Genomic DNA, 1,443 nt, shown 5'->3' with positions numbered 1-1,443 from the left:
CCTTGTTACGACTTAGTCCTAATCGCCAGTCCCACCTTAGACGGCTCCCTCCACAAGGGTTGGGCCACCGGCTTCGGGTGTTACCGACTTTCATGACTTGACGGGCGGTGTGTACAAGGCCCGGGAACGTATTCACCGCAGCGTTGCTGATCTGCGATTACTAGCGACTCCGACTTCATGGGGTCGAGTTGCAGACCCCAATCCGAACTGAGACCGGCTTTTTGGGATTCGCTCCACCTTGCGGTATCGCAGCCCTTTGTACCGGCCATTGTAGCATGCGTGAAGCCCTGGACTTAAGGGGCATGATGACTTGACGTCATCCCCACCTTCCTCCGAGTTGACCCCGGCAGTCTCCTATGAGTCCCCACCATAACGTGCTGGCAACATAGAACGAGGGTTGCGCTCGTTGCGGGACTTAACCCAACATCTCACGACACGAGCTGACGACAGCCATGCACCACCTGTACACCGACCTTGCGGGGGCTACATCTCTGCAGCTTTCCGGTGTATGTCAAACCCAGGTAAGGTTCTTCGCGTTGCATCGAATTAATCCGCATGCTCCGCCGCTTGTGCGGGCCCCCGTCAATTCCTTTGAGTTTTAGCCTTGCGGCCGTACTCCCCAGGCGGGGCACTTAATGCGTTAGCTTCGGCACGGAGAACGTGGAATGTCCCCCACACCTAGTGCCCACCGTTTACGGCGTGGACTACCAGGGTATCTAAGCCTGTTTGCTCCCCACGCTTTCGCTTCTCAGCGTCAGGTGATGCCCAGAGAACCGCCTTCGCCACCGGTGTTCCTCCTGATATCTGCGCATTCCACCGCTCCACCAGGAATTCCGTTCTCCCCTGCATCCCTCTAGTCCGCCCGTATCAAAAGCAGGCTCGGGGTTAAGCCCCGAGTTTTCACTCCTGACGCGACGGACCGCCTACAAGCCCTTTACGCCCAATAATTCCGGACAACGCTCGGACCCTACGTATCACCGCGGCTGCTGGCACGTAGTTAGCCGGTCCTTCTTCTGTAGGTACCGTCACGTTAGCTTCGTCCCTACTGAAAGCGGTTTACAACCCGAAGGCCGTCATCCCGCACGCGGCGTTGCTGCATCAGGCTTGCGCCCATTGTGCAATATTCCCCACTGCTGCCTCCCGTAGGAGTCTGGGCCGTATCTCAGTCCCAGTGTGGCCGGTCGCCCTCTCAGGCCGGCTACCCGTCGAAGCCTTGGTGAGCCATTACCTCACCAACAAGCTGATAGGCCGCGAGCCCATCCTTGACCGCCGGAGCTTTCCACCCCAACCCATGAGGGCCGAGGTCATATCCGGTATTAGCAGCTGTTTCCAGCTGGTATTCCGAAGTCAAGGGCAGGTTGCTCACGTGTTACTCACCCGTTCGCCACTCGTGTACCCCCGAAGGGGCCTTACCGTTCGACTTGCATGTGTTAAGCACGCCGC

Annotated in this window: 1 rRNA gene; it reads right to left on the bottom strand. The window is 58.4% G+C overall.

Annotated elements, in window-relative coordinates:
• Positions 1 to 1,443, bottom strand: a 16S ribosomal RNA gene (locus ABD665_RS21625); the annotation flags it as partial.

Origin of the sequence: Microlunatus spumicola, from assembly GCF_039536445.1 — a bacterium.
In the GTDB taxonomy this organism is placed as follows: Bacteria; Actinomycetota; Actinomycetes; order Propionibacteriales; family Propionibacteriaceae; genus Microlunatus; species Microlunatus spumicola.
The sequence above is the reverse complement of the archived record's forward strand: the minus strand, read 5'-3'. Positions and strand labels throughout refer to the sequence as shown.